At 63.7% G+C, this 20,482-nt stretch carries 22 protein-coding genes and 2 pseudogenes; 9 read left to right on the top strand and 15 right to left on the bottom strand.

From position 1 onward, the window contains the following. Positions 1–64 precede the first annotated feature (64 nt). Both ACZ60G_RS23030 and ACZ60G_RS23025 read right to left on the bottom strand, forming a co-directional pair. Positions 65–598, bottom strand: a complete 534-nt coding sequence (locus tag ACZ60G_RS23030; protein WP_465812169.1) for a hypothetical protein — start codon at positions 596–598, stop codon at positions 65–67. 109 nt (positions 599–707) lie between these two features. Further along, positions 708–1,079 (bottom strand): annotated as a pseudogene (locus ACZ60G_RS23025) (toxin glutamine deamidase domain-containing protein); the annotation flags it as partial. Between the two features lie 69 nt (positions 1,080–1,148). Here ACZ60G_RS23025 and ACZ60G_RS23020 point away from each other — a divergent pair. The 5 genes from ACZ60G_RS23020 (at position 1,149) to ACZ60G_RS23000 (ending at position 5,987) form a co-directional block, all read left to right on the top strand. Further along, positions 1,149–1,370 (top strand): hypothetical protein, encoded by a 222-nt coding sequence (locus tag ACZ60G_RS23020; RefSeq protein WP_465812168.1) that lies wholly within the window; start codon positions 1,149–1,151, stop codon positions 1,368–1,370. A gap of 168 nt (positions 1,371–1,538) precedes the next feature. Continuing rightward, a complete protein-coding gene (locus tag ACZ60G_RS23015) occupies positions 1,539–1,979 on the top strand; it encodes a hypothetical protein (RefSeq protein WP_465812166.1) in 441 nt (146 codons plus the stop codon). Between the two features lie 963 nt (positions 1,980–2,942). After that, a complete protein-coding gene (locus tag ACZ60G_RS23010) occupies positions 2,943–3,275 on the top strand; it encodes a hypothetical protein (protein ID WP_465812165.1) in 333 nt (110 codons plus the stop codon). A 363-nt stretch (positions 3,276–3,638) separates the two neighbouring features. After that, entirely contained in the window at positions 3,639–4,004 is a 366-nt protein-coding gene (locus ACZ60G_RS23005) for a hypothetical protein (RefSeq protein ID WP_465812163.1), read from the top strand. A 1,272-nt stretch (positions 4,005–5,276) separates the two neighbouring features. Next, positions 5,277–5,987 carry a hypothetical protein gene (locus ACZ60G_RS23000; protein ID WP_465812161.1) on the top strand — a complete coding sequence of 237 codons (711 nt, stop codon included), beginning with the start codon at positions 5,277–5,279 and terminating at the stop codon, positions 5,985–5,987. On the opposite strand, the pseudogene ACZ60G_RS22995 reads toward ACZ60G_RS23000, so the two are convergent. The 9 genes and pseudogenes from ACZ60G_RS22995 to ACZ60G_RS22955 form a co-directional block, all read right to left on the bottom strand. After that, positions 5,877–6,152: pseudogene (locus ACZ60G_RS22995) on the bottom strand (WXG100-like domain-containing protein); the annotation flags it as partial. The gene ACZ60G_RS23000 and the pseudogene ACZ60G_RS22995 sit on opposite strands and share 111 nt — an antisense overlap. Before the next feature lie 103 nt (positions 6,153–6,255). Next, the gene (locus ACZ60G_RS22990) at positions 6,256–6,579 is read right to left on the bottom strand and encodes a WXG100 family type VII secretion target (protein WP_465812088.1); all 324 of its coding nucleotides are present in this window, start codon (positions 6,577–6,579) and stop codon (positions 6,256–6,258) included. Positions 6,580–6,663: 84 nt separating this feature from the next. After that, positions 6,664–7,122: a YbaB/EbfC family nucleoid-associated protein gene (locus tag ACZ60G_RS22985; RefSeq protein WP_465812086.1), complete on the bottom strand. Its 459-nt coding sequence runs from the start codon at positions 7,120–7,122 to the stop codon at positions 6,664–6,666. Next, complete coding sequence (locus ACZ60G_RS22980) at positions 7,115–7,795, bottom strand: hypothetical protein (protein ID WP_465812085.1); 681 nt, start codon at positions 7,793–7,795, stop codon at positions 7,115–7,117. The genes ACZ60G_RS22985 and ACZ60G_RS22980 overlap by 8 nt, the downstream gene beginning before the upstream one ends. Before the next feature lie 129 nt (positions 7,796–7,924). Continuing rightward, positions 7,925–8,287: a hypothetical protein gene (locus ACZ60G_RS22975; protein ID WP_465812083.1), complete on the bottom strand. Its 363-nt coding sequence runs from the start codon at positions 8,285–8,287 to the stop codon at positions 7,925–7,927. Continuing rightward, on the bottom strand, positions 8,284–10,341 hold the full coding sequence (locus ACZ60G_RS22970) for a hypothetical protein (protein WP_465812081.1): 2,058 nt from the start codon (positions 10,339–10,341) through the stop codon (positions 8,284–8,286). The genes ACZ60G_RS22975 and ACZ60G_RS22970 overlap by 4 nt, the downstream gene beginning before the upstream one ends. Beyond that, positions 10,338–10,649, bottom strand: a complete 312-nt coding sequence (locus tag ACZ60G_RS22965) for a hypothetical protein (RefSeq protein WP_465812079.1) — start codon at positions 10,647–10,649, stop codon at positions 10,338–10,340. Before ACZ60G_RS22965 ends, ACZ60G_RS22970 begins: the two co-directional genes overlap by 4 nt. Before the next feature lie 286 nt (positions 10,650–10,935). Beyond that, positions 10,936–11,634, bottom strand: a complete 699-nt coding sequence (locus ACZ60G_RS22960) for a HEAT repeat domain-containing protein (RefSeq protein WP_465812078.1) — start codon at positions 11,632–11,634, stop codon at positions 10,936–10,938. 12 nt (positions 11,635–11,646) lie between these two features. Beyond that, positions 11,647–12,039: a hypothetical protein gene (locus ACZ60G_RS22955; protein WP_465812076.1), complete on the bottom strand. Its 393-nt coding sequence runs from the start codon at positions 12,037–12,039 to the stop codon at positions 11,647–11,649. Between the two features lie 315 nt (positions 12,040–12,354). Between ACZ60G_RS22955 and ACZ60G_RS22950 the strand changes: the two genes are divergently transcribed. Further along, entirely contained in the window at positions 12,355–13,236 is an 882-nt protein-coding gene (locus ACZ60G_RS22950; RefSeq protein WP_465812075.1) for an aminoglycoside phosphotransferase family protein, read from the top strand. Positions 13,237–13,432: 196 nt separating this feature from the next. On the opposite strand, the gene ACZ60G_RS22945 is transcribed toward ACZ60G_RS22950, so the two are convergent. The 3 genes from ACZ60G_RS22945 to ACZ60G_RS22935 all read right to left on the bottom strand — a co-directional run bounded on the left by ACZ60G_RS22945 (position 13,433) and on the right by ACZ60G_RS22935 (position 16,642). Further along, positions 13,433–14,089 carry a GNAT family N-acetyltransferase gene (locus ACZ60G_RS22945; protein WP_465812073.1) on the bottom strand — a complete coding sequence of 219 codons (657 nt, stop codon included), beginning with the start codon at positions 14,087–14,089 and terminating at the stop codon, positions 13,433–13,435. A gap of 267 nt (positions 14,090–14,356) precedes the next feature. Continuing rightward, a complete protein-coding gene (locus ACZ60G_RS22940) occupies positions 14,357–15,361 on the bottom strand; it encodes a hypothetical protein (protein ID WP_465812072.1) in 1,005 nt (334 codons plus the stop codon). Positions 15,362–15,499: 138 nt separating this feature from the next. Further along, positions 15,500–16,642: a hypothetical protein gene (locus ACZ60G_RS22935; RefSeq protein WP_465812070.1), complete on the bottom strand. Its 1,143-nt coding sequence runs from the start codon at positions 16,640–16,642 to the stop codon at positions 15,500–15,502. A 689-nt stretch (positions 16,643–17,331) separates the two neighbouring features. On the opposite strand from ACZ60G_RS22935, the gene ACZ60G_RS22930 reads away from it, so the two are divergent. Next, a complete protein-coding gene (locus tag ACZ60G_RS22930) occupies positions 17,332–17,877 on the top strand; it encodes an AAA family ATPase (RefSeq protein ID WP_465812068.1) in 546 nt (181 codons plus the stop codon). A gap of 624 nt (positions 17,878–18,501) precedes the next feature. Further along, positions 18,502–18,906, top strand: coding sequence for a nuclear transport factor 2 family protein (locus tag ACZ60G_RS22925; protein ID WP_465812067.1), 405 nt, complete (start codon positions 18,502–18,504; stop codon positions 18,904–18,906). Positions 18,907–19,376: 470 nt separating this feature from the next. Here the strand turns inward: ACZ60G_RS22925 and ACZ60G_RS22920 are convergent, their stop codons facing one another. Further along, on the bottom strand, positions 19,377–19,802 hold the full coding sequence (locus ACZ60G_RS22920; protein ID WP_465812065.1) for a hypothetical protein: 426 nt from the start codon (positions 19,800–19,802) through the stop codon (positions 19,377–19,379). 98 nt (positions 19,803–19,900) lie between these two features. On the opposite strand from ACZ60G_RS22920, the gene ACZ60G_RS22915 reads away from it, so the two are divergent. Further along, positions 19,901–20,470 carry a TetR/AcrR family transcriptional regulator gene (locus ACZ60G_RS22915; protein WP_465812063.1) on the top strand — a complete coding sequence of 190 codons (570 nt, stop codon included), beginning with the start codon at positions 19,901–19,903 and terminating at the stop codon, positions 20,468–20,470. Positions 20,471–20,482 lie beyond the last annotated feature (12 nt).

Here is a 20,482-nt window from a genome sequence, read left to right as displayed (position 1 = left end):
GAGTCCGGTGCTGACACCGTTGATGGAATTTCAACGTCCCGCGGTAGCTGCGCGTGGTCAGGGCCTAGTCCTCGAAGGTCCCCTGTTCCGGCCAAGTCCCGTCCTGACGGGATTTCCATTCCGCCCACGCCGCTGCGCGTGTCGCGCGAGCCCAGGTCGGCCGAATATCGAGCGGGTGCTTGGTGATGGTCAGTTGGAATTCCTCGGTCGGCTCCGGGGGTTGGACCAGCGACTCGATCCGGACTTGATACTGGATCGTTTCCGAGTCCTCGTGTGTGCGTTGAATTGTCGTTCGGGTGCGATGTGGGTAGATCTGGGCGCCCTGGACCGGTTGGCCCGCTTCGATCGCCTGGTCGTACATCTCCCCGATCGTGAACGGATCCAGACTCGGGTGTACCGTCACCACGCCCGTCTCCCGGTTCACCACGTAACTGGTGAGGCCCAGATCCATGCCCCGCGCTATCTCCTCCGGGGTGAGTTTCGGACGGCACACCCATCCGTGCTGGAACGAAATCGGCCCTTCGAACTGCAGGCTCGGGAATGCTTGGGCCAGATACTGCTGGACCTGTTCCTCGGTTGGGAACCGTTGTGCCACCATGTGATCCTCCATTCGGGTCGCAAATCATGAATCGCACCCCCATCGACCTGTCGACCAGGTGCGCCGGGGGTCTATCGGAGATGATCGGCGGCTTCGGTTGCGCGTCTACCCACATGGGCCCGCTGGCCCCGTGCGGGTAGACGATCGCGGTAGCGTGCGAACCCCCCATGATCGGGCTGCCGTCCGGGTTGTAGAGCTTTTGCCCAGTTTGCGGGTCGCGGGCGTGCCAGGCGTTGTGCACGTATGCCGACGCGCCCGGGCCCTGTTGGGCTACCCAGTCATGCAGTGCCTGGAACTGTTCGGGTATCGATCTGCCGCTGTCGTTGAAATGTTGCCAAGTGCCGCCGATCCATGCTTCGGCGCGTTGTAGACCGAACTGTTCGCCCGCGCGGGTGTCGATGCTGCCGTCAGGCAACACATCCGGCCATCGAGGGGCAGCGACCACCGGCCGACCGTTATGCGTGGACAGGATGGCCATCGTGCAATCACTGCAGTCGTTGCTACGACCCGGTTTCGTGGGGCCACCATCGTTGATGTGCCCTGCATATAGGTGAGGATCGGCGCCAACAAGGAATCGATTGCCGGCACGGACGGAATCCTCGACTACGTGCTGATACGCGGGATCCTCGATGTTGTTGAGGTTGCCTTGTCCGATCACGCGACCATCCGCAATGTCGCCGCGGGTGACTGGGGTATCGGCCTTGGCGATGTCGTTGCTGAGCTGGCGAATCTCGTCCGGGCTCAACCCATGTCCGCGCTGGCCTGGTTCTGATTGCAGTCCGAGATGTTCGCGCAACTGCTGGGCGATCGTGTCGGGGTGGTGGTCGGGATGCCAGGGCCCGGAGGTCTCACTGACGTGGATGTGGAGGTTCGCTGCTGCCGGATCCGGCGTGTGCACCAAGTCGATCAGGACCCGATCGCCGGACAACAACCGCTGACCATGATTGAACGCCAAATCGTTTGCCAGCTGCGCTCGTTCCCACAACTGCGCCACCCGTTCCGGGGACACGTTGCGGTCGGCGGTGACGTGCACCTTGATGCCAGCCATCGCGATGGGGCCTTCGTGCGCATCCGGGTAGCGCCGGAAGTCATAGGCGGGCTTGGCATTCGACCCATGCTCGGTGGGCACCGGAGTGGCACGGCCGCCCTCGGGCAGCTGCTGGCGGTACCACTCACGTATCTGTCGCACCTGATGTGCCTGCTGCAAATCCTGAGGCGACAGGCGTTGCGGTGCATGGTCACCGTGGTGTTGTATGCGCGGATCCTGGTGTGGACCAGGTTGATCCGGTCTCAGCGCCCTAGCTGGATGCTGCGGATCGGCTGGGCCGTGTACGTGCGGACCGCGGTGCTGCGTGACGCGCGAATCCGGGTGCGGCGATGAGTGGTCCGCAGGACCCACATGCAGTGGGGGTGTCGGCTGGACCGGCGTGTGCGACTCGGGTACTCGTGGGGGTGTCGAGCTATGCGGGGGTTCGCGATGCGGTACCGGGGTGCGGGGATGCGGTTGCGGGACCTGGTGGGGGCTGGGTTCTGGCGCACGCTGATGTGGCACCGATGGTGTGCGGGGTACCGGCTGGTGTGGTGGCGTCGGCGTATGAGTGGCCGAATTGTGGGGTGAGGGTGCCGTATTCGTTGGCGGACGATGCGGTGCAGGCGTGACTGGTCGGTGTGTTTCGGGGGGATTCGGTGTCGGAGAGCGCGACTCCGGCGCAGGTGTATGTGGTGTCGGCAGCGGTGACTCTGGGGCACGCGGGGATGTCGACGACGCGTGCGGCGACGGTGTTTCGGGCGCGTGCTGCGACACCGAATGTGATTGTGCCCGTGAATGATTTGGCGATGTGGACTGCGGTGGCAGCGGGTCGGAGTCGAGTGGCGGATGTGGTGTCGTCGGCTCATGCGTTATCGGTGGCAGCGATTCCGGTGTCCGCGACGAGGCCCGTGGTTCCTGCGGGGTTTGAGGCGGGGACTCCGGAGCAGGATCGTGGGGGTGCGGTTGTTGTTGGGCGTCGAGCCAGTTGCGCACCTGGATGTCGTGTGGGCTCTCACCTGGTGGGTGGGCGCGGGCGGCGGCGATTTCTTGCCAGGTGGGTTGGTAGCGGCCGATGTGGGGGTTGTATTCGCCGGCGTAGAACGGGTCCATGGGGATGAGGCGGCCGTCGTCGAATCTGGCGACGTATTTGTCGACCGCCGGGTCGAAGCCCGGACGGTGCGGTGGCGGATCCGATTCTGGTGCCCGTGTCGACGATATTTCTGGGTGGACAACCGGATTATCGTGCGGTGCAACCGATTCGGCTTGGCCGTTTCGCTCTGTTCCTGAGCGATCCGTTCCGTGTCCTGCGGACTGATGACCATCGCGGCTTGTGCCGAGCTGATGAGTTTCGGCAAACCGTGGGTTGTCGAGATGGGCGAAGCGCGGGTTGTAGACAGGTTCGCCGACCTTGACAGACACCTGGTTGCCGTGGGCGTCGAGGACTATCTCCCGCGGCCAGATTCGGTACACGGTGTCACCAGAGATTCCGCCAGGGGCCAAAATCTCGGCTTCCTGGTGGCTGCCCGCGTGGTATCGGCTGCGGGCGGTGGCGTCGTGGAAGGTGGCGTCCACGTCGATGCCGTGCGGGTGGTACAGCTCATGCATATACAACGTCTGCCGGAAGGTGCCGTCGGGCAGACGTTGTAGCTTCCCCTCGCTGACGAGCCGGTTCAAGTCGTTGCCGGCGATCTCTGTTTCCCGTGCGATGGTGTGCTCGGGACTTCGCGACAGCGATACGAACCCATCACCCTGGCCGGGGCCGGTGTGACCGACGTGGGCGCCGATGTTGAGGTTGGCGGGATCGCGTGGCGCGAAGCCCGGACCGAAGACCTCCGGACCGCGCGAATCCATCCGGAACAGTGCGTTCTTGGCGTCCAGGAACGCATCCCCCGCACTGAGGTCACGCCATATCGGTGACAGGTCGTCACCGTCATGGCTGACCACCATCTGCGTGGGGTCGATCGGTGCCACAGTGTCATTCAGCGCGTCGCTTGGCATGGAACGCGTCAGGTGATCGGGCAACTCACTGTCATGGCATCCGGGCTCGAATGCGTCGGGTTCGACGCTCGCGTAGAGCCGTTTCTCCTGCGGGTTGGCCAGCTCATGGGCCACGACCTCGGTGAGGTAGCGCGGATCGAGCTCGTCGGGAGTCTCCAGCCGCGGTTGTGGCTGATTCTTGTTCTTGTAGACACCATAGTCACCGAGAACCAGCGTGCCGTCCTGAATGCCGCGGACGACGTCGTCGAACGGCATGTCATGCTTCGCGGCGAACTGCTCGACGAACTTCTGCTGGTGATAGGGCAGTTCGAACGGGTCGGCACCTGGCTCCTGGCGCAACGGAAACGGTTCAGATCCAGGTGCACCAGGTCGTTCTGACAGATGGTTGTGGTCCGAGCCATGGGATCCCGGGTCGACGAAGTGGGGCTTACCTTCGGTGGGCGCCTCGGACGGATGTGGATGGCTGGCCGATTCGGAAGTTGCTGGTGGTGCACCGTGCGGGTCCCCGTCGCCAGTGAGAGGGTGATCAGTTCGCTCCGGGGCCACGTCTTCTCGCGTTTGGACCGCGCCATCATGTCGTTCCTGTGCGATGTCGCGTCGTTCAGCTGAGTGCTCTGCTCTGTCGGGCCGGTCGGGAAGATCGGCGGCCCTTCGGTTTGGGACGCCATTGGGATCATCGGGTGCGCGACGGCTGCCGGGTGCTGTATTGCGGTCAGGGCCAGGTGTATTGCGGTCGGCGACGGGCGCACGGTTCGTCGCAGATTCCTGGGAGCGGGGCGCGGGGCGTTGTGCCGTGTCCGTGCTGCGCGAATGCTCCGAGTTCGCGGTCTCTCGTGGCGGGGAGGCGGTGTCACGTGGACCCGGCAGGTGGCTACTGGGTCCGTTGGCGGCTGGGGTCGGCTGTGTTGACCGGTCACTGGTCCCGTTGGGGGATGTCCGGTCCGTGGGCTGGTGCGCTCCGGAATCGAGACGTGGTGTGTTGCTGGTGGTTTCACGTGCTGGGGGTGTTGCCGACGTCCGCTCCGTGGCGTCGACGCTGCTGGATGAACGAGGGGTTTCGGTGGGGCGCTGCGGGGTCGTGCCGCGATCGGTAGGGGCAGGTGTCTCTGATCGGGATGCTCCCTCCGGACGCTGGGGGATGTCGGTGGATGCCCGAGCCGTACTTGTTGGCATGGGACGGTCTCCGCCGGGGGTAGCCGCATTGGATGCAGGTGTCGCTGGTCCTTGCACGATTTGTCGGTCCGGCGTTGGTGTTGTGGTTGCCCCGGACTGTGCTTGGCCTACAAGGGCGCGGTCGGGCGTCGAATGTCCTCCGGTGCTGCCAGCGGGTGCAGCAGATGAGTCAGAGGAAATGGAACGGGTATCGACGGAATGGCCCGTGGTTACGGAATTGGGTTGGGGCGCAGTCGGATTGTCGTGGCCAGCGGCCGAAGTCGAAGCCGGACCAGGGGTTTCCTGGACTCCTGTTGTGGTCGCGGCAGCCGAGGTGCTCGCCTCGGGATGCGTTGTGCTGGACGAGGGTGTTGTGTCGGTGTGGGTTTGGGTCGCCGGTGTGGATGTGGCGGTGGTCGAGGGCTGCTCGCTGCCAGGCGTGACGGGGGATTCACGGGGGGACTCGATGTGGGTGCTGGCCGATGATCCGGTCTCGACATGTGTGGGGACAACATCGTGCGGTTTGGCACGACCGAATCCGGCACCTGCACCGTCGGCGACGGTGCTGAAGTCGACGTGCCCCCCGGACGATGCGGCAGCGGCGGCGGTGTTGCCGGCGATGTTGCCGGGAATCGCACCGACGCCGCGGGTCAGCACTCCGCCCAGCGAATTCGATCCGAGGTCGGTGCCCACCGAACTGGCCAGACTCTGGCCGGCCTTCGCCGCGATCGGCCCGGCCACCGCGCCGGCGACGGCGCCTGCGCCTGCGGATCTGCCAACGGAGCCCAGGTCGAGGCCGTCGCGGTTGCCTTCAGCGATCTGGACACTCTGGGCGGCCAGGTCCGTGCCCGCGCCGAAAGCCGTGCCGAAGGCCGAGCCGCCGGCAGCTTCCGTACCAACTTTGAGAGCCAGATTCGACGCCGCATTCGCGCCCAACTTGCTGGCTGCTTCCACACCGACTCGCTCGGCGAGAAATGCCGCGCCTTTGGCAGCGAGCTTGTCGATCAGCTCCTGCACCGTCTTTCGGATGACGAGCTTGACGGCGGCAGCGGCAGCGACATCGACGAGCTCACCGATACCGGGTACGAAGGCAATCGCCAGCATCGCGGCCAACGAAAAGTAGATGGACAGCTTGGCGTATTCGATATCTGTGGCGCCGTGTTCGAGTTGTTGGGCGAAGCTGTCGCAGGCATTGATGAGGTTCTGTAGATCGCTGCCGTCCCCGCCGGCGACATCCTGCCAGTACGTGGACATCGCGTCGTGGATCTTGCCGTCGATGGCCGACAACGCCGTGTTCATCGCTTGATCGGCAGGACGCTCCAGTTCCCGCAGGGCATTGGCCATATTCGACCAGTGTTCGGCTGTTCGGCGCATGGCGTCTTCGTCGCCCTCAGGCCAATGACCGACAAGGAAGTCCTCCAGCCATCCCAGCGGGCCCGGAAGATGCGGAAACCACAGAGTCATGGGTGTTTGTCCCCTACAGCGGCCGGTACTGGTCGGCGTTGTGTTGATCTTGGGTTTGCAGTCCGTTGGCGGTGGTGGTGATGTGATCACCGGTTGTCTTCAACTTGGTCGCCAGGTTCGCCAGCGCGGCGAGGCATTCCCCGACACTGCCCTGGCCGTCACCCTGCGGATAGTTCTGCTCGAACTGTTGTCCGGGCTTGTCCTCACCCCAGCAGCGCCCCTCGGACTGAATACCCTGCCGAAGGGTCTCCAAGGCCGAATTCACATCATCACCCAGCTGCTCGAACTGCGGCGTTACCGCGCGCAGTCGATCCGGATCAGCCCATAGCTCAGCCATGTTCGCACTCCCACATCAGGTTTCGGACAGTCTTCGACTTCGACGCGGCGGTAGCGTCTTTGGTTCCGCGAATCTTTTTTCAGCTCAACGTGATTGCTCGTGCGGCGTCGGCGACGTCCGGGACAACATTGTCTGCAGATCCCGCAAACTCGGTGCGCCCGGCACAATTTCGTTGAGATCGGCCATCCCATCCACAACCGACTTGATGGGCGCCAGCGCCTTCTCACGGGCTGCGGCCGCCGCCTCGACCGCGCCTCGGATCGCGGCATTGAGATCCTCGGTCAACTGCCGCGGTGTGCTGCGACGGTACGCGTCATCAGCGATGGTTATCTCCGTCACCAACCCGGATGAATTCACGGTTACCCGCGCGAGATTGTTCGGTGTGGTCGCATGGATCTTCATCGCGGCCAGCTTGCGCTGGATCTCACCCAATTCATCGATTTCACGGTCGAACTCGTTTTGTATCGCATCCAATGCCGAACGCAGCCCAGCATTGGCAGACCGGATCTGCTCCTGTTCCCAGCGCTCCACGCGATCACTCACCGTCGGATTCTGTTGCGAGACGGTTGCTTTCGGCAGCCGTCCACTCCCGCCACCAATCGGCCAGATTCGAGCCACGCAACTCCATGTTCGGAAAGCCGTCAGGGTTGACGATCACCCACGTCCGCTCCTGCGTGCACACTTGTTCGAGCACTTCCCGGCCCGAGACTGTCCGGCGCAGCCACGGGTTGACATCACTCAGCAACATGCCCGCAGAGGTATGGACGTCCAAGAGCATGGCTTCGCGTACGGGGCGCAGCGGCAAACCCCGCCGCCCCTCTGGATCATCGGTGGGCAGAACCACAATGAACTCACTGCGGCTGAAGGCGTCGATGAATCGACCGATGTTGTTGAACCCGTATTCGACTCGCCACATCACCAACTCGAACTCATTCGCGATTTCCCGACGCGCGTACTGCGGAGTCGGTACGAAATCCGGATTCAGCCACAGGTCGGCGAATCCGCCCTTGTCGTCGGCTAACCAGCCACCGATCACATTGGTCTGCCGGATCGCCGACTTGTCGGCGCGCGGGTCCACGAAATGCTTCCACTTGCCTGGATTCGCACGGGCCCACGCGAAATGCGCGTCCGTCTGCTCGGGCAAGACCAGGGTCTTGTCACCCGGGTAATCGGAAATATGGAGCTTGTCCTGTTCAGCCCGCTGGCTCAGATTCATAACCGCCCCCACCACTCGTTCGGGCCGATGGACATACTGGACGTCCCCGCTAGATCAACTCGCAATCTCATCTCCCGAAGCCACACACCTTGTTGCGCAGGTGAATAGAACCGCCCACTGTGAAGCTCGCTAGACCAGCCAGGACTTCGGTGAGCCATAACCTTGCTCCCTGGCCTCGTCCTCATCGGTCCAATCGGTCGGCATTACGTAGTTGTCCCTGCTGTTCTTGCGCCTGGTCGTGGCCGCTTTAGCCCGGTCGGCGGCTTCGCGCAACAGTCGATCATGCTCGGCACGGGCCTCGTCAGCCGCTCTCTGTTCCGGGGTCTGCTGGTGCTGTTGTTCGCGCCGGATCAGGTCTTGGCGGACCTCGTCGAAGAGCTCGGCACCGCTACGAGCTGTCCGCGCGTCCGCGTCGAGAAACCGGTTGAGAACCGTGCGCGACGCTGCCGTGTAGTCGGCGACGATTCGGTCCATCTCAGCCGCGTAGTTCATCGCTTATCGTCCATCTCGATCTCGATCTTCACGCCGTCGTTTCGTGGGGCGGGCTCGCTCCCAGACACGGGCGACGCCGGGACGGTAGACGCTTCGATACCGGAAGCCGCCACCTGCGGGCCACTGTCCAATGGGCCGGCCGTTGCCAACACCGGAGCCGGGGGCATTGCGCCGTCAGCGGCATGGGGGGCTTCGATTACTCCGCCGAAACCTGGAGAGGTGTTCCACATCGGTTGTGGTAGCACTAGTCCGGTCGAGCTGCGGTCGCGCTCAGCTGCGCTCTTACCGCCAGCCGCGCTACTGCCAGGCATGCCGCCGGTCGTCGAGCCAGCGGTTGTCTGCGATCCACTCGCGGAGGAGCCGGACGCGGAATCCGTCGCCGCGATCTGCGCTGTCCCCACTGACGTTCCCGATTGCGCTACCGGCACAGAGAGTCCTGCCGTTGGCGCCTCCACCCGCGCTGTTGCCCCGCTCCCTGGTGTGGATCCGACAGCGCCGCCCCCGGAGTCGGTGGATGCGTTGGTCGTCGTGGGTATTGTCGTCGATTCCCCGCTCGGGGAAAAGAAGGGCACGCCGTCCTTGATCCCCATCGAATATTGCTGCGACTTACCGTCGGGACCGGTGATCGTCGCAGTGACTGTACCGTCGGGCGCCTGTGTCACCGCCATACGTTGACCGGCAACAGTGAAGTCCGCCAGCGTCTTCGATCCGGATGACTCGTTCGTGCCGGCAATCGCTGATCCCGTATCGGTGCCGCCGAGTCCGGTCATTCCTTGTTGGACGGCGGTACCGAGCTGGCTGAGGCCCTGCTGCACTGTCTGTCCGGCCTGGCTGGCAAGGCTCGTCAACGTCTGCAGCGGATTCGTTTGCGATGAGGTCGAGGCAGCCGATGTGGGGGTTTGTGTTGTCGATTGGGTCGTGGTCTGCGGCGTGGTCGAGTTGACCCCCGCGGTCTGCACGCCGGTGTTTACCCCACCACTGTCCGACGTGGAAGATTGCGTTGGTGTCTGCTGGTCCTGCGGCTTGGGAAACGACTTCGCATCGTGGTTGTCCAGCAAGTCCATCACCGGCTGATAGGCGCGGCGAATGTAGTAGTCCGCCAGCGCGCACTGATGAATGAAAGCTTTGAAAGCCTCTCGCACCGCCGGGCCGAAATGACCAGTCAGCCATTGTTTGCACGCATCCCTGATCTTCTGGGAACCGTCGCTGGTGCCGGGGCCGACGTTGGTCATGTGGAACTGGTCGGCTGCCTTTCGGTTCGTGTCGCTGTAAAGATAGCCCCACGTGGTGCTTTCCGATGCCACGGAAATAATCGTGCTCACAGGGTCTTCGCTACCGCCGAGACGCATGGCGTGCCCAGCAACCGGACATTGGGAGCTGTCGAACCCAGCGACGAAATTCGCCTTGTCCTTGACGATCTGCAGCAACACGTCCGGCAGCCCATTCATAGCTGCCGCAACCGCTTGCAAGTACTGGCTCTGCTGATCGGCATGGGCATGCAATCCGGCCAAATAGTCCTGCGCGGCCCCGCCGGCGTTTCCCTGCCATGCCTCAGGCACCGCATCCTTGACACCGGCCAGGTCAGTCGTGATATCAGTCGTGCTGGGGTGGGAATCGGTCCCCGAAGATGCACCGTTGAGCGCCGTCACCAGACTGCGCAGGCTATCGAGTTTCATACTGCGCTGTTGGTCGTAGTATGTCCCCTCTAGTCGGCGCATCTCGTCGTTCGGATCCTTGATGGTGTCGATGCGCTCACCGCCGACCGCCACACCGTCGACAGACAGCGCCTCGACGACGATGCTGTCGAACCCGGGCAGCTTCAACACATCCCACACACGGTGGTACCGCACCAGCGCCAACCGGAACCACTCGAGCCCTGGAGCAGCCTGATCCAGCAGCTCGTTGACACCTGGGCCAGTGAGTTTCGGTTTGTCGTTCCAGATCGCCTTATCGAAGACGCTGTTGCCGTCCTCCTTGAGGAAACGCGCAAGGTCCTGCTGCGCTTTGTCCAGGCCGGCTTGATACTGCCGCTCATACTGTTGAGGATTGGTCATGCCGATCCCAACTCGCCTTCGGCTGCGGCAATCTGGGCACCATGCTGCTGATCGGTGGTCACCGTCGTGGTCACCGCCTGCCGCAAAGCAGCCACCGTAGCGCCGGAAGCCTCGGACCATGACTGCAGCATCGTGACGATCCCCTCGACGCCCGCCGCGAGTTTCTTTCCCTGCTCCAGATAGTCCTGCCCGGCATGAGTTGCCTCGAAACCAGCACCCGCGATGCGTGTCGCGTGCCCCTGGGTGGCATCCACCGCCGGTTCAATCGTGCTTGCCATACCAAGCACCGACTCCGGGACGAAAAGCACTGCCCCTCCTCATCTTCCGATGTCACCCACAGAATGCCAACCCATCGAGCCCCGTCAGCTTCATGATCATGACACAACCGGAAGGAAGCGCTCGATTTGAAAGACATTGCTTTGCAATGCCTTTACCCCCGCATGGCAGCAGACGTGGATTCGGCGTGCGAGATCACTCCGTTTGTCAACGCGGATTGCTGGGTTCGGCGTGGGCGACGTTGCGGCGCAGAGTGTTCCGTGGACAGACCCCGTTCTGCCAGTCGGTTCCTACGCGTTGACGTGCGGCGCTACCCGGTCACGATGACAGCTTCTCCAGGGCGCGCTGGGCTTGTTTGCGCACAGTTGGAGCTCGGTCATGGACGAGCGGTTCGATCAGGTGCCGCACACCAGTGGCTTTCATCTGGACCAACGCCTTAATCGCTTTTCCGCGGGCGGGGCTGTCGAGGTATCTCAATGCGATATCGCGGGATTCGGGTGTCTTGACCTTTCCGAGGTACTCGACCAGCGGGATCATGGCGGTCCCCTCCGGCAGTTCCTCGAGTAGTTCCGCAATCTGTACGAAGTTCTTCGGCCCCGCGATCAGGCACAAGGCATCACAGGCCCACGTCTGCATCCGCTCCGGAATCGGTGGCTGGCGGCGGACCTGAGCAATCAGCAGATCGATGGCCTCCTGGTTGCCGCGGGCAGCCGGGTCGATCAGATTGCGGATGAGCCCGGACCGAATCGCGCAGCGGTGCTCGGTTTCCGGCCCCGGGATCCGCGTCTCGAGATTGGCCAGCCAGTCGATGAAGATCGGGACGCCCTGAGGGATCGTCCGGGGGCCATTGGACAAATCACCCAGCGTGTAGCAGGGAACACCGACTGCGGCGAGATCCTGCATGATCCGCCGGTCGAATCCCCGCTCTCCGTCCTTGTAGCGGGCCGGAAGGTCGTTCATCCACTCGGTGCCGCCGTTCTCACTCCCATACGGCATGCGGGCGTACTTGATGATCATGAGGGTGCTCCGTCAATTCCATCCGAATCGGATCCCGAGGTTTTTCGCAGTGACCACGTTGAGCTCAGACAGCACGCCTTGGGGGTCGTTGAGGTAGCGGTATCCCTCTACTAGGGGATTGAACTTGCCGAGGACCTTCGCCACAGCATCGCGTTCCGCTTCAGTGACCGGGATCTGGCGCTTGATGAGACTGGCGCACAGCACGTCGACGAGCATCGCCCACTCACCCACGTTGCTGTAGGTCCGGTAGCTTTCGACCAGGTCAGAAGGCAGGCGGTCGGCGACGCTCTCGAGGAGGTCTCGCGAGTCCTTGCTCATCTTGTTGAGCCGACGGTTACGGGCTTCGATGGCTTGTGGGTCTCGCTGACGTTTTCGCGCTTCTCGTGCCGCCCTTTCCGGATTCATCGCTCTCCTGGCCTATTTGATCGGGTCGCCATTCGCGTCGTTCCTGACTACCCCAGCACCGCCGATGGGTGAAAGTATCTGCAGCTCAATGGCTTCCGTGCGGACGGTAGCAGATCATGACAGGTGTGGCGCTGCAGCGGGGGAACTGGCGAATCCGCCACATCTGCCTGAGACGGATGGCTAGTCCAGTGGCGACGGCCTGTGGCGGCGCCTCCAGCGCGACAAGTGCAACGGAGCTATGCATGTGCGCGACTACCGCCCGCTAAGTTCGGTGACTGCTAGCTTGCAGCGGAGCTAGTGATCGGAGGTTCGTCCATGGGCGAGTTCAGGTTCGAGCAGGGCCTGGTGCGAGCGCTGTTGCGGGAGCAGCATCCGGATCTCGCAGACCTCGAACTTCGAGATGTCGCTGGCGGCTGGGACAACCAGCAGTGGCGTCTTGGGTCGGAGTTGGCTGTGCGCATGCCGCGCACCGAACGTGCCCCGATTCTGCTGCGCACCGAACAGAAGTGGCTGCCCTTCCTGGCTGAGCGTCTGCCGCTGCCGACGCCCGTTCCGGTGCGCATCGGCGAGCCCTCGGAGCTGTTCGAGCACACCTGGACGATCGCACGCTGGGTGGAGGGCGAGCCAGCTGATCACACCCCGATCACCCGCGCCGACTCGGCCGAGACCCTCGCAGGGTTCCTCGAAGCCCTGCACCAGTCAGCGCCGGCAGACGCCCCAGTCAACCCGACGCGTGGCACCCCTCTGGCCAGGATGCAGGACGATTTCGATGGCCGGTTCGCGGTTTTAGCAGCGGACGTTGGCGCCGCGCAGGAAACGTTGGAGAAGGCTATCGCGGCACCCGCCTGGCAGGGCGCGCCGCTCTGGCTGCACGGCGACTTGCACCCTGCGAACGTGGTCGTCCAGGACGGCATGCTCTCCGGAGTGATTGATTTCGGCGAGCTGTGCGCAGGCGATCCTGCGGCTGATCTCGCAGCCGCCTGGATGCTGTTGCCCGCGGGCACGGCGAGTCGGTTCTTCGATGCCTACGAGCATGCGGACGAGGCCACCATCGCGCGGGCTCGCGGCTGGGCCGTCCTGCGCGCCCTGGCCCTGATCGGCATCGGTCACAACGGCAGACTCGGACTGCCTGGAGGCAAGCCCAGCTGGGAGCCAGCTGGCTACGCCACACTCGAACGCGTCCTCGCCGCAAACTGAGTTCCGCGAATGCCCGCGTCGCCACGAACCTCAGCCTCGGACGCCCCGACCAATCTCATCGGCATCCAAGCCGAGCACCAACCAGCTCACCCCGCAGCCGGAACCGCCGAATCACCCTCTACCAGTGGGCATCCCGAACTTCGTTGGATTTTCGACGACACCAAACCGTCAGTTCGACGCCTACCGCACGGCGGCGTCACGGTTCGGTCCGGACTCCGAACAGTGGCAGGCACTCCGCCAGCCCGGTCACTTCCACCGATACGCTTCGATGGGCTTCCCATCGAGCGCGGCTCAATCGCAGCCGCCGTATCACCGCCGGTTTTCCCCGCACCGCGTGCACCTCGAGCCCGTCCTCCTCGTACCCGAGTTTGCGAGAAACGCCGTGCGAGCCCAGGTTGTCCTCGAACGCGCCTGATACCGCCGAGTTGGCTCCGAGCTGGGCGAAGGCCAGCTCCAGCACCGCGGCCCGCATCTCCGATCCGATGCCTTGGCCGTGGTGGGTTCGCCCGAGCCAGGATCCGGTGTTCACCTCGGAGCAGACTGCAAAGTCCTTCGCACTGATCGTTTGGGTACCGACCACCTGCCCGTCCCGGAGCACGACGAGGTTGAGTCTCCACGCGTCGACTTGCCAGTCGGCCCAGCATCGCCAGTGCCACCTCAGCACCCGCTGCGCACGTTCGTCCGGCTCGGCATCCGTCCACGCCGCTGTGAACGGCTGCACCGCCGGATCATGTACTCCCTCAGCAGCCAGCCCGGCAAGTGCGCCCAGGTCCTCCAAACCGGGCATTCTCAGTTCCAGGCGCGGTGTCCGCACCTGCAATCCGGCCAAGGGCCAGTGCTCCATCAGACTCATGTCCGCCATCATGGCCGCTGGTCCGCATTCGCGGCCACGGGGTTTTCGCCAGCAGGGCTCGATAAGATCGGGACCACCATCAGCAGCGGGTCCGACATCAAATGGACACGGACACAATCGTTTACGCCATGCCCCCGCATCGGCCCCGCGCGGTATCACTGCGCTCGCTGCCGGATTCCGTTCGGCTGCACCTTCTGTTCGCTATTGAATAATTCCGGCTACCCGGCACATAGGACTCGGAGTGTGCGATTCACTGGGCGCCTCCTGCTAATCCGCTGCCAGCATTCGCTCCAGTTCATCCCATCCTTCGGCGCTGGACTGATGATGAGATCGCATTGCGCGCGCATTCTCGACAGCGAGGCAACCGATTCGCAGCAGCAGTGGAATGTTCATGTGGCGCAACGCTGTCCAGCGTTGTTTGTCGTCCAGCATGACGAACCGGGTCAGCGTTTTACCCGCCGCGGCCGCACCCGCCAATGCGTGCGCGGCGAGGAGAAGCTCAGCACGCAGCCTTTGGCGCCGCTCGTCGAGATCGGCACTGCCGGTCGCGACGTACGCCTTTGCATGGATGTGGGTTCGCAAAACGACTTCGGTGGCGAGGACACTCAGCGATGGCGTTAGGATCCCGGATCGTACGTTCAGCCCATTGCCCGCGGACGGGCCGAGGTAGACAGCGTGCGCGAATATGCGGAGCTCTCGATTATCGAGCTCGTACAACAACGATGACCCGGGCAGCGGCAGACTCATCGGCGTCACCAGATCCGCGGCGAGGTGCTTGACCCACAACACCAACGCCTCCGACGCGGATTCGACCTCACGGAACCCACCCGATACCGAGACAGTTTCCTTCTCTCCGTGATCCCAACGCACCCCACGGAATTCGCCAGTACGGATCTGCCGCAGCGCCTCCAACGGCCGAGCGAGATCATGTCCGGCAGATCGGACACGATGGGCTCGCCCACCGAATCCCGGCCCGGTGTAGTCGATCGGCAGCCGCTTTCCGGCACGCTCCCAAGCTCGCATCCGCTTAGTGCGTCGAATCGGCTTCATTGATTTGACGACCGCGCGGTCCAGCGCCGAATCGAACCACACCGCAAGCGCTCCGATGACGCCCGCGACACCGACCGCCAACAGGTCATCGTGATCCCAGGCGATGCGCTGACGCGCCCGCCAACTCTCGAGCTGTGCACGTTGCACGGGTGTGAGAGCGGCGTCGAGATCTATTTCGAGCCATCCGGATTCGGCGCGCACCCGATCGTTGATCTCGGTCATCTCGGCATACGACGCAGGTGCCGGCTCGCCGCGAACAATCACCGCATCGCCTAGGTGAGCGCCGATTCGGTGGCGGCCTCGAGCTCGGCCATCCGTCGGCTGATGGTATCGAGATTTCGATCGATGGACTCGTCCATCTCAGCTCCCAGCCGACTCGGGAATGCGACTGAGCACGACTTCGATTGCGCTCTCGGCCATTTCGACCTGACTGCGCTCGAGCCGCAGTTCGTCGCGCAGTCGCCGGTTCTCCGCCGTGAGTCGCTTGTTGTCGGCGCTGAGACGCCCGATCCGCGCGATCAGCAACTCACGGTCCGCGATAAGGCTTTCCAAACGTTGATGCAACGCCAGCACCACCCGTCGGCGCTGTTCGTCCCGATCGATCTCCCCCGCAAGCACAACACGATTGATCAGGTCCAGACGCATTGCCCCGACCACGATCTGTCCGGCGGCCAACGGAGTCCAGCGCGCACCGGTCGCGGCTGCACCCGCGACCACGACGCCACCCACACCGGTCACCAATGCCGTACCGCCAGCAACGCCGAATCCGCCTGCCGCGATCGCTCCGCCACCGAGGGTGGCCAGTCCGGCTGAGGTTGCCGCCGCGCCGGAAAGTCCTGCCGCCGTGCCGATTGCGGTGCCGATCAGTGGCGCGGCCCAGCCAGCGGTCGCGACTCCGATACCGAGGCCGAGCGCGCCGGCCACAGCTACCCGTCCCCAACGGACGTTCTTCCGACGGAGCCGACGAATGAGCAACTTCTGCTCGGTCAGCATCGCGTCGAAGTCTGATTCCTCAACATCGGGGAAGCCAGCGGTCAATGCCCGCAGTACCTCCTGACGCGCGGATGTATGCCACCGCAGCTTGGCCGGCCAGGGGTCGAAGAGCACGAGATCGACCAACAACAGCAACGACCGGCTGCGGGAACCGACACCTCGCGGTGCCCGCCGACCGAGATCGGCGATAGTCTGCGCAACTGGAGCTATATCGCTCGACTCGATCGCACTGACAAGGTCCGAAACGAATTGTGTATGGGCGCTCGATCTTTGGTCGGACTCCAACTCCGTGCACAACCACGCTACAGCCTCGTCACGGACGACCCGCTTGGCCGCGATCTCGTCTTCGTCCCGGGTTGCCGCGATATCCGTCTGCATCATCGTGATCTGCATCGACGCCAGCGCAATAGACTCCGGCCACGCCAATGCGAACTCACCGTCGCCCGGCTCGTCGTCCGACTTCACCACACCCCCAAGCATTTTCGGTCCGGCCAGTATCACAGAACCCACCAACGGATCCTGGCGATCGGGCGATTTTCGACCGACTGACTAAGCCGTCGCGGCTGCGTATAACCTCTCGCGCATACACCTGGATCTCGTGCCCGCAGACCCGACCATCGACGCAGTCACCGCACCCAAGGTCCGACCCGACGCACCGACATACGCTCCGCCACAACGTCGACGGATGGGTAGATGGCTGTCGAACTCGTCGACCACATCGAACAGCACTGGTCCGCAAGCCAGCTCGCCTCGAACCACTCGGGCCGGATCAAACTGCATGGGCGGCGCGCCAGGCGAAGGTAAGACGTAAGACTCTCGGTACATTGCCCGCCTCTCGCGCCGGCCCCGTGGTGCCGACGTAATCTGCGAACCGTGCTGGATCCACTGGGCGGCTACATGGGACGCCACCCGCCGACTCACCACCTATGGTCGCGCAGCGAGGTTCCGCGCAGTCAGGACAAGGTCGAGCTCCGTCCCAACATCTGCCTCTTCGTCCAAAACCATCGCGCCGGGCGTGACTGCCGAGCGACTCTCTCCAGCCGCTGCGCTGCCTTCACTCCATTCCCCTCCCGTCCGTTCCAGGTTCGGTCGGCGCGTGCGGGATCCGGTGAGGTGCGGTGCGCCATCTCGGATTGGACGCTGCCGGATCGTGGTGTCCAGGTTGAGATGGCGGCTCGTGTCGTTGAGACACTGAGGATGTGGACGGGCACTGTGAACTCAGCGGGCAACTGGTTGTCCTACGTGGGGACTCGGGGGCAGGAAAGTCTTCGGTCGCCAGAGAAGTACAGCGCGGCTTCGCAAAGGGAAGCTGCGCCGTTGTCGGCCAGGACGTTATCCGCCGCACGATCCTGCGGGAACGCGACGAACCCGACGCATTCAATGTGACCTTGATCGAGACGATCGCCACCGCCTGCCTAGACCACTGCTCGGTCGTAGTCGTCGAGGGCATCCTCGACGCCGACCGATACGGACACATGCTCGAGCGACTACAACAACGTGCGTTCCGATCACACTTCTACGCGTGGGACCTGGCCTTCGAAGAAACTGCACGGCGTCACCACACACGACCACAAGCAGCCGAGTTCACCGTCGCCGACATGCGCTCGTGGTACCGCGGCTGGCAGCCACTGTCCTTCGTGGACGAAGTGCGCATGGGAGCCGACTGGAGCTTGCACACGACTGCTCGACGAATCCGCTCGGACCTTCTCTACAAACCTCGATCGGAAGCGTTAGAGCGCTACTGATGTGGGCAGCCGACGGCCCGGGGCCGACGCGTCCCTCGCCCTGTACCCAGCGTTGCCTGAATCCGTTTGCCGACAACTTCAAACGCGCCAACTACACGTGGACAGTGCCAGTCATGTGCCATCTAAACCTGTACTGCGCCAATTACACCTGGACAGGACACGCAAAGCTTGGCCGCACGTTTCGGGGTGGTTCACCGACACCGCCCCCGACATCGCGGCCTACCGTGAGCGCGCCGAGATCTTGACGGAGTTAGGCAGGACGCCTCGCTCGGCACGTGCGCTTGACCTCAGCTGACCTGACTGCCAACCCGGTGAGGTTCCAGGAACCAACCTCTCCTGCGCCACGGACAAAACGATCTTGATCAGCTTGGACTCAAAACTACTGTCTGCCGTGGCGAGCATCGGCGTCCCGCACCTCGATCCGGTCGGCGAATCGGCAGTCCACGACCAACGCTCCACTGTCCGCACAGCGGGCGAGTAGCGCTGGACGTGCGAGCGACACTTGCCGCGCACCAGACCCAGACTCCGCATGAGCACGCAGCCTCGGTGCCGGGGTCGAAGACGAACGACGACACGATGGCAGCGTTCGTCCCAGCGCGGGGAACTCGGGTTACCGTCCCCAGCATGGACATCGCCCTCGACCCGCCCATGGCTGTGGTACTCGAATACGTCGATGCCTTCAACAACGGGGACTCGAAGGCGATGGCGGCTCTGTGTGCTGACCCGATGCAGATACTCGACGGAATGTCGCCGCATGTGTGGCAGGGGCCGACAGCCAGCGAGGACTGGTGGCAGGACGTGTGCAACGAGGGCGAGCACACAGGAGCGGCGGGCTACCACATTGCTCTCGGCGAACCACGACACGTCGCCGTCACCGGTGACCATGCCTACGTCGTTGTTCCGGCCACCATGACGGTCGATCTACAGGGCAAGCAGGTAACCCAAACCGGCTCGACCTTCACCGTCGCGCTCGGCAAGGTGGGGACGCAATGGCGGCTGACGGCCTGGGCTTGGACAAAGGGTGCCTGACGGGGTCGGCTCGACGACGCTGGAATGATGTGCGCTCGTCGGCATCCGGTGTGAAGTGAAGTTGCTTTGGTCCGCGGACGCCGCTCAGGTTCGGCACGGGCACGCGATCTGCCCGCCACAGGGTCCTATGCCCCGGGAACCGCAACGTATATCTCAACTCCGCACCCCTCACCGCAACCAATCCCGAAACAGACCAAATATTGTCCGGTCCGTGTGGACCTTGCGGATCGCTCCGAGCTGCGACCCGAAGAGTTCCCCGAACACGTCGACGGCGCGAGTGTTCAGACCTACCTTGCGGATTCGGTATGGGTATCGCGGTCCCGCAAAGCGGTTGCACGATGCCGAGCCCCTCTCCTCGCTGGTCACTCACCTTCTCCTGCTGCGGCTCGTCGCGACTGGCAGGTCTGGCTACACTCGCGGCTACACGGGCACCGTGCCGCAGATCCCGTATCACGGTGCCGTCGGCAGCCCTATGCCGTCCCGGCGGCTGCGACCGCGGCGATCAGGGTGTCGCCGGTGTATGCACGACCGCCGATCCCCCAGCCACCATCGGGGGCATTGAGGATGTTCACCCAGGTGTCGCCACGGTTGTGCGAGGGAATCGTGAGCGCGTCGACGATGTCGGTGGCAGCCATGATGAACGCGGCCCGGCTCTGCGGATCAGGGAGACCGATATTGGGCAGCTTCAGCTCGACCATGACAATCCGCCGGTTCACCCCACCCGCATAGATGGCGTGGGGTGGCAGCAGATGCACTGTCCCACCGACGATTCCGGTGAAGAAGTCATTTCCGGTGCCACCACTGACCTCGAGCAGGGCCGCGGTGAGCCGGGGCAGAATTTCGCACTCGCCGGACTCGGTGAGAGCTCCGGTCGGCGCGGTGACGGTGATGGGCATAGCGGCCTCCTCGAATCAATCGCTAGTACGTACGTACTAGCGATTGCCAGTTTGCAGTAGGATGGACGTACTAGTCAACGTTTCTTCCGGAGGAACTCATGGCGGCAGATACGCGGGACCGGATGATCGGCGCCGCCATCGATGTGCTGCGCACAAAGGGTGTCGCGGGAATGTCGTTCACCGAGGTTCTCGATGCCAGCGGCGCGGCGCGTGGCGCGATCTACCATCATTTCCCCGGCGGTAAGGCCGAGCTCGTCGCTGAGGCCGCGACACGAAATGGCCGCGACGTGTGCGGACATCTGGCGCAGTTGCCCACCGACGATCCGCTGACAGTGGTCGAGACCTTCCTCGCCTCCGTACGGCCGGTGGTCGATGCTTCGGCCGAGGGTGCGGGCTGCGCGGTTGCCGCTGTCACCATCGATCCGGACAGCGGAACGCTGCGCGATGTGGCGTCGGATGTCTTCGACTCGTGGACAACGACTCTCGCGCAACGGTTGACCGCGGCAGGTGTAGACCACGATACCGCCGTCGACCTGGCGACGACCCTGATCACGCTGCTACAGGGAGCACATGTGCTCTGCCGCGCCGATGGCAGCCTCGAGCCGTTCGACCGGATAACCCGCACCGCAACAGATCTGATCCGGCACCGCTATCCCCGAGGTCGGTGACCGCCCGAAGCA

It is taken from the genome of Nocardia sp. NPDC102475 (genome assembly GCF_055584605.1).
The sequence above is the reverse complement of the archived record's forward strand: the minus strand, read 5'-3'. Positions and strand labels throughout refer to the sequence as shown.